At 55.9% G+C, this 6,857-nt stretch carries 7 protein-coding genes; 4 read left to right on the top strand and 3 right to left on the bottom strand.

Going from position 1 to position 6,857, the window contains the following annotated elements; genetic code table 11:
- Positions 1-76: 76 nt before the first annotated feature.
- Together HLUSI_RS0110900 and HLUSI_RS0110895 are read right to left on the bottom strand one after the other, a co-directional pair.
- Positions 77-736, bottom strand: a complete 660-nt coding sequence (locus HLUSI_RS0110900; RefSeq protein ID WP_029363386.1) for a DUF1120 domain-containing protein — start codon at positions 734-736, stop codon at positions 77-79.
- A gap of 66 nt (positions 737-802) precedes the next feature.
- Positions 803-1,459 (bottom strand): DUF1120 domain-containing protein, encoded by a 657-nt coding sequence (locus tag HLUSI_RS0110895; protein WP_016834013.1) that lies wholly within the window; start codon positions 1,457-1,459, stop codon positions 803-805.
- Between the two features lie 264 nt (positions 1,460-1,723).
- On the opposite strand from HLUSI_RS0110895, the gene HLUSI_RS0110890 reads away from it, so the two are divergent.
- From HLUSI_RS0110890 to HLUSI_RS0110880, 3 genes are all read left to right on the top strand, one after another.
- Positions 1,724-2,980, top strand: coding sequence for an EAL domain-containing response regulator (locus HLUSI_RS0110890; protein WP_050977685.1), 1,257 nt, complete (start codon positions 1,724-1,726; stop codon positions 2,978-2,980).
- A gap of 155 nt (positions 2,981-3,135) precedes the next feature.
- Positions 3,136-3,819 (top strand): response regulator transcription factor, encoded by a 684-nt coding sequence (locus tag HLUSI_RS0110885; RefSeq protein WP_029363385.1) that lies wholly within the window; start codon positions 3,136-3,138, stop codon positions 3,817-3,819.
- Between the two features lie 8 nt (positions 3,820-3,827).
- The gene (locus HLUSI_RS0110880; protein WP_029363384.1) at positions 3,828-4,520 is read left to right on the top strand and encodes a response regulator; all 693 of its coding nucleotides are present in this window, start codon (positions 3,828-3,830) and stop codon (positions 4,518-4,520) included.
- A 53-nt stretch (positions 4,521-4,573) separates the two neighbouring features.
- On the opposite strand, the gene HLUSI_RS0110875 is transcribed toward HLUSI_RS0110880, so the two are convergent.
- Positions 4,574-5,038 (bottom strand): rhodanese-like domain-containing protein, encoded by a 465-nt coding sequence (locus HLUSI_RS0110875; protein WP_016834009.1) that lies wholly within the window; start codon positions 5,036-5,038, stop codon positions 4,574-4,576.
- A gap of 372 nt (positions 5,039-5,410) precedes the next feature.
- Between HLUSI_RS0110875 and glnA the strand changes: the two genes are divergently transcribed.
- Complete coding sequence (gene glnA / locus HLUSI_RS0110870; protein WP_029363383.1) at positions 5,411-6,826, top strand: type I glutamate--ammonia ligase; 1,416 nt, start codon at positions 5,411-5,413, stop codon at positions 6,824-6,826.
- Positions 6,827-6,857: the final 31 nt, after the last annotated feature.

Here is a 6,857-nt window from a genome sequence, read left to right as displayed (position 1 = left end):
CCCCCAAAAAATATTCTCAAAATTCAGAACGATTTAAAGCGTTGAACAGGGATGCCAAATGACGTCGCGACAACTCTTAAAGATAGGAAAGCTCCAGCGTCGCCGAACCGTCCAGCAAAATTTCTTGCGATAGGGAAAGGCTTTCAGGCTTGTTGATATACGGTTGCACGGTCACCGTGCCGGAGATCGTGCGTAAAGACGAGACATGGCTACTGCCCTGCGCGCCCCAGCCAAAGCTGCGGTTCTTGGCGACATAGCCTGTCGTTGACGGTTGCCAGGTCGTACCGCTGTCGGTGGAGTACAACAATTGGGTTTGCTGGTAGTCGCCGGTATAGGACGCCGGCTGGAACACGATGGCGTAACCGCCGATGCTTTTACCGGCAGCAGTGCCGAGGCCGAAGTTGAAACTGTCGTTGAGATTACCGTCGCCGGAGCCGGCCGCGATGATGCCGACGATGACCGAGTTGGTGCGGTTGTCGATGGCCCTGATGCTCACTTTGGCGGCGGCATCGCAATTGATGCTGAACGACAGCGACTTCGACGGCAGCGGCGTCACCGTGCCGGGCTTCAACGAGCGCGCCGGAATGATGCCGTAATCGGCAACGCCGCCGCCCGACAGCATCGGTGTACAGGCAGCGGGCGTGATGACGCTCACTACCTGCATTTCCACCATGTTGGCGGCGCATGAAAGCGTGGTTGCGGCGAGGCAGAAAATGCCCAGGGCCATCCTCGCCATCCCGGATCCGGTTGCGATGTGCTTCACAGGTGCGCTTCTTTCAAGTCGGAAGATCGTCGGCATTGCTTATAAATACAAGAGTTCAAAAGTGGCCGAGCCATTCAACGGAGCATCTTCTTTTTCCCGCGTATTGTCGGCGCTGTCGATGACGGCCTGGATGCTGAGTTTTGCCTCGAAGTTCAGGGTGCCGCCGGGATGGATCTTGTGTTCGGCGTCCCAGGCGTAAAGCACGTTCTTGCGGATGGTGTTGTCGCTGCTCAGTATCCACTGCGTGGCATTGATGCCGGTGGCGGACTCCAGCATGGCGGGAGGCGTCGCCTTCGGATGTGCAGGTTCGAACGACACGATATAGGCGCCGGCGTTTTGTCCGCTTCCCGCACCCAATCCGAACAGATGTTTGTTGCTGCGGTTGCGCATCGCCACCGCCTGCATTTGTGGTATCGGCGCGCTGTCACGATTGTCTATCAGGCGTAATGCAAGACGTGAGGGAAGGGCACAGGAAACGGAGAGCGTGAAAATTTTTTTGGCGAGGATTTTTGCTGCACCGCGTTCGGATGAAATCGGTCCGTAATCCACCACGCCCGCATCCGAAAAGACTGGCAGACAGGCATCGGGAACGATCTTCCCGGTGACGCGCAATTCCGTCGCGCCGGCGGCGGATGCACCCGCCAGCAGAGAGAGGCCGACGCCATGCAACAGCATCGCCGATACGACGTTTTTCATGGATCTTCCCCAGATTGCAGAATATTGTGATTTGATCAGGCAAGGATAACGTTGCCAAGATGGTCATCCAACCAAAATCTGGGAAACAGATGAAAAAACACTTCCACTGTGGCGAACTCGTCGTTTTTCGACTAATTGCCAGCAAATAAGCGGGGCTGAATTGAGATCATTCTCATATACGGATGTGTGCAAGATGATCAGAATTGCAGCTGGTCAATCAAAGTCTATGCCGCAGTTGCGGTGCACATCTCGCTTGGGGTAAAGATGAAAACAGTCGCGAATCTTTCTGTTCTGGTAGTTGAAGACGAGCCATTGCAAAAAATATTTGCAGTCGAAAAGTTGCGAGAGCTCGGTTGCGTCAACGTGGTCGAGGCCGCCGACGGCATGGAGGCGATGGAGCGCTTGTCCGAGCGCCGCATCGATTTGATCTTTTGCGATATCGGCATGCCCAACATGGACGGCTCGCAGTTCGTGCTGGCGCAAGACCGGTCGGTGCAATCCGCGGGCAAGGAATTGCCGATGCTGGTGTGGATGAGCGTGCACGCCGAAGATGTGCGTGAATCGCACCTGCAACTGGCGTATTCCGCGGGCTTTCCCTTTGTCGATGCGATTTCCAAGCCACTGACGTTGCCGACGCTGCAAAGCATTCTCGCCACGGCGCTGACAATGATGAATGCGATCAAACCTGCGCCTGCCAAGGGCGGAAAAACAATATCGGCGACCGCGGACGGCGCCATTGGCGATGACGATATCTTGCGCGCCATCTGCGACACCAGTGAATTCGAAGTGTGGTATCAGCCGCAGATATCTTTGAAAACCAAGGCTATTATCGGCGCCGACGCCATGGTGCGTTGGAGCCACCCCAAATTCAGCTATCTGGCGCCGGAACAATTCATGACGCTGATTGAACGGCAGGGGCTGGGTCTCATGCTGTTTTATCGAACCGTCAACCATGTGCTGAAAACGCAACAGAAACTGGAGCACATCGGTTGCAGCCTTCCCATTTGCATCAAGGCTTCCGCATCGACGTTGGAAATCCCGGAAATTGCCGACTATCTTCATGAACGTTCGCAGCGCTACGGCATCTCTTCGCACCTGGTCACCGTCGGCATTTCGGAGGAGGAGCCGTCGCAACATGCGCTGAAGCTGGCCGCGTCCCTCAATCGTTTGCGCCTGCGCGGGTTCGGTTTGTCGATTGATGATTTCGGTTCCGGCATTTCGACCATGAAGCTGTTGTCGCAAATGCCCTTCACCGAAATCCGCATCGATCGCCACTTCGTGCGTCAGTTCCTGCGCCAGCCGCAATGCCGCGTCATCGTCGAATCGATCATCGGCATCGCCAAGCGCCTGCAGCTTGCCGTCATCGCGGAAGGGATCGAAAACGCCCGCCAGATGGAAGTCCTCGCCGCCATGGGATGCGGACGCGGGCAGGGTTTTATTGCAGCGCCCATGCGTCAGGACGACTTTCTGAGCAAGGTCGGCGCCAATCAATTGTTTAATAATGGCCTCATAAATGCCTGAGTTTTCTATTGTATTTTTACTATTTTTGATACACTCGACCATAATTCGACTGGTCGGCAGCCCTGCCTTTTTCGATCGCATCCAGGCGAAACGAGCATCGATTCCGATGCCTAGCGGTTTTCTGCGTGAATGACCGTCTGCGAAAGGACGCGATGATGACCTGGACTGCGACAAAGGCAATTCGTATTGCATTGCTGGACGATCATGCCGTGGTCCGGCATGGACTCGCGGCACGACTCACTGAAGAATCGGATTTCGAGGTGGTCGGCGCCTATGCCGCCAGCAAGGACATGATGTCCGCCTTGCGCGCTTTGCCGGCCGATATTCTGCTGATCGATTATTCTCTCGGGGCCAACGATATCGATGGCCTCAACCTGATCCGGGCGCTCAAGGTGCGTTTCCCCGACAGTAAAATCCTCGTCTCGTCTTCACACTACAATCCTGCTACGGTCGCGCTGGCGATGCGCGCGGGCGCACGCGGTTTCGTGGGGAAGGAGCAGGAATTGTCCGAGCTCATTGCCGCAGTGCGTTCGGTGGCTGTGGGGCGTGTGCACCTGAACCCGTTCATGGCGGCGGAAATCTCCTCCATGCTGTCCAGTAACGGATCGGACGAAGAGTCGCCAAACGGCGATTCACTCACCGACAACGTTGAATTGTCGCCGCGCGAACGTGAAGTGCTGCGCTGTTGCCTGGAAGGGCTGAGCGTCACGCAGATCGCAGAGAAATTCGCGCGCAGCGTCAAGACCATCAGCGGACAAAAGCAGGCGGCCTTCCGCAAGTTGGGAGTGCGCAACGACAATGAACTGTTCAAGATCCAGCATCAACTCCAAGATATATAGGACGTACCATGAATACGATTGCTACGGCTCCTTTGCTCCAGATTCTTGTCGTCGACGATTCTGCAACCAGCCGCGTCGTCATTGAGAAACAACTGAAGAAACTGGGTTGCGACGTAGCGACGGCGCAGGATGGCAACTCCGGTCTTGCTGCAATGCAGGACGGCGAGTTTGACCTGGTGCTGCTGGATTGCCAGATGCCTGACATGAGCGGTTACGACGTGGCGAAAATATTCCGCCGGCGCGAACGCGAGGAAGAGTTGGCGCATACGCCCATCATCGCGATCTCGGCCGAGACCGATACCGCGCACATGCAGCTTTGCCTCGACAGCGGCATGGACGGCGTACTCGGCAAGCCTTTGCCGGTCGATGATCTGAAAAAAATGCTGTCGCTGTGGTGCGATGTCGACGTCTCTGCGGTAGCGCCGATGAACATCGACGACATGCGCAGTGTGGATCTGACGACGCTGTTTCGCACCACGTCGCTTGAGGATTTTGCAGTCCTGCAGACGGCCATGGCTGAGGCGGATATGGCCTCGGTCGGAAGGCTGGCGCATCGGATGAAGGGTGCCGCACTCACGATAGCTGCAGTCGACATCGTCGCGACGCTGGAACGCATCGAAGCGATCGCGGTGAGTCGCATGCCGTCGGCCGATCTGGCGGCTGAGGTTGCGGCGCTGGGACGGCAATTGCAGTCCCTCTGAATCCGGGTTTGTCACAGCAATCGACTCGCATCAGCGACCCGATTCACTTCAACTCAAGCCCCCATCCACGGCAGTCCCGCTTTGCACCATCCTTCGATGGTCTTGCGATGACCTGCGCTGTCCTTGTTTCCTTCGAAACCTTCCAGAATGTCATAGCAGCGCGTATAGCCGTTTTCACTCGCCAGTTTTGCGGCATGGCGGGAGCGTACGCCCGAACGGCAAAGAAACAGCAAGATTGTCTGCTTGTCCGCGAGGGCATCGAGCTGTTCGAGAAATTGCGGATTCGGCACGCTCTCCGGATAGAGATTCCATTGCACCGCCAGATGCTGGTCCGCCGGAATCACAACCTGGCCGACCCAATCGCGTTCTGCCTTGGTTCGCACGTCAACCAGTTTGACGGCCGGGTCGCCCTGCAGCAGGGCAAACGCCTCTTGCGGCGTGACCGCCCCCGCATACGGAAACTGACCAGTCTGCGCACGTTGGCCGGCAATCGAAAGAATGTCGTTGGAAGTTGTCATCAAGGTCCCTTTGATAATTGCTGAAAAGATACATAAATCATTATCCCAACGCCAAGGCAGACAAATATCCGCACCAAAATAAAGCGAAGAAGAAAATATGCTTTTTAATGGTGCGAAAAATACATTTCGCACCATAATTGATCATTATTCGTGTTGCCGTGCACTGCTCGGAAACGCCCGCCAGCCAATAACTCCCTAAAATATGCCATAAGCATCAACGCAAGGCAGTTGGTGGCATGGAATCTGCTATCATTCCCGCCTGAGTTCTGGCGCACTATCTGTTGTATTTGCTGCACACATCAAGTCGCACGTAGTCGGCTCATCACCCAAATTGTACAAATTTATACTACTTCCTCGTTTTAGGAGATTCGCATGGCAAGGACGGCCGCAGAGGTTTTGAAGTTGGTGAAAGACAATGAAGTCAAGTTTGTTGATTTCCGTTTTGCCGACACCCGGGGTAAAGAGCAACACGTAACTGTTCCCGTTTCCCACTTCGACATCGACAAGTTCGAATCGGGTCACGCATTCGACGGTTCCTCGATCGCCGGCTGGAAGGGTATCGAAGCTTCGGACATGTTGCTGATTCCTGATCCAAACACCGCCAACATCGACCCGTTCATGGAAGAAACCACATTGTTCATGCAATGTGACGTGATCGAGCCATCCGATGGCAAGGGTTACGACCGTGACCCGCGTTCCATCGCCAAGCGCGCTGAAGCGTACCTGAAGTCCTCGGGCCTGGGCGATACCGCCTACTTCGGTCCTGAGCCAGAATTCTTCATCTTCGACGGCGTGCGTTGGGGTGCGGACATGTCCGGTTCCTTCGTCAAGATCGAATCCGAAGAAGCATCGTGGAGCTCCGGCGCCAAGCTCGAAGGCGGCAACACCGGCCATCGTCCGGTCGTCAAGGGCGGCTACTTCCCAGTGCCTCCAGTCGACAGCTTCCAGGACATGCGTTCGGAAATGTCCCTGATCCTCGAATCCCTGGGCATTCCAGTTGAAGTGCACCACCACGAAGTGGCCGGCGCAGGTCAAAACGAACTGGGCACCAGGTTCTCGACACTGGTTGAGCGCGCTGACTGGACACAAACACTGAAGTATGTGATCTGGAACGTTGCTCACACCTACGGCAAGACAGCGACCTTCATGCCCAAGCCACTGGTCGGCGACAACGGCTCCGGCATGCACGTTCACCAATCGGTCTGGAAAGACGGCAAGAACCTGTTCGCAGGCGACGGCTATGCCGGTCTGTCCGAATTCGCGTTGTTCTACATCGGCGGTATCATCAAGCACGCCAAGGCGCTGAACGCGATCACCAACCCAGGCACCAACTCGTACAAGCGTCTGGTTCCAGGTTTCGAAGCACCGGTCAAGCTGGCTTACTCGGCACGCAACCGTTCCGCATCGATCCGTATTCCACACGTTGCGAACCCGAAGGGCCGTCGTATCGAAACACGTTTCCCGGATCCGCTGGCGAACCCATACCTGTGCTTCTCGGCTCTGCTGATGGCCGGTCTGGACGGCGTGCAAAACAAGATCCATCCAGGCGAAGCTGCTTCGAAGGATCTGTACCATCTGCCACCGGAAGAAGACAAGCTGATCCCGACAGTGTGCGCATCGCTGGAAGAAGCGCTGGATGCACTGAACGCCGATCGCGAGTTCCTGACACGCGGCGGCGTCTTCACCGACAGCATGATCGACGCCTACCTGGACCTGAAGGGCCAGGAAGTGCAACGCTATCGCATGACGACACACCCAATCGAATTCGACATGTACTACTCGCTGTAATCGTCGATTTTGCATTGATAAAAAAGGGGGG

This window comes from Herbaspirillum lusitanum P6-12 (assembly GCF_000256565.1).
In the GTDB taxonomy this organism is placed as follows: domain Bacteria; phylum Pseudomonadota; class Gammaproteobacteria; order Burkholderiales; family Burkholderiaceae_D; genus Herbaspirillum; species Herbaspirillum lusitanum.
The sequence above is the reverse complement of the archived record's forward strand: the minus strand, read 5'-3'. Positions and strand labels throughout refer to the sequence as shown.

Coding starts and splice junctions, on each gene's coding strand:
- HLUSI_RS0110880 (WP_029363384.1), top strand. CDS start 3,828: ATGAATACGATTGCTACGGCTCCTTTGCTCCAGATTCTTGTCGTCGAC.
- HLUSI_RS0110900 (WP_029363386.1), bottom strand. CDS start 736: ATGGCGAGGATGGCCCTGGGCATTTTCTGCCTCGCCGCAACCACGCTT.
- glnA (WP_029363383.1), top strand. CDS start 5,411: ATGGCAAGGACGGCCGCAGAGGTTTTGAAGTTGGTGAAAGACAATGAA.
- HLUSI_RS0110885 (WP_029363385.1), top strand. CDS start 3,136: ATGACCTGGACTGCGACAAAGGCAATTCGTATTGCATTGCTGGACGAT.
- HLUSI_RS0110890 (WP_050977685.1), top strand. CDS start 1,724: ATGAAAACAGTCGCGAATCTTTCTGTTCTGGTAGTTGAAGACGAGCCA.
- HLUSI_RS0110875 (WP_016834009.1), bottom strand. CDS start 5,038: ATGACAACTTCCAACGACATTCTTTCGATTGCCGGCCAACGTGCGCAG.
- HLUSI_RS0110895 (WP_016834013.1), bottom strand. CDS start 1,459: ATGAAAAACGTCGTATCGGCGATGCTGTTGCATGGCGTCGGCCTCTCT.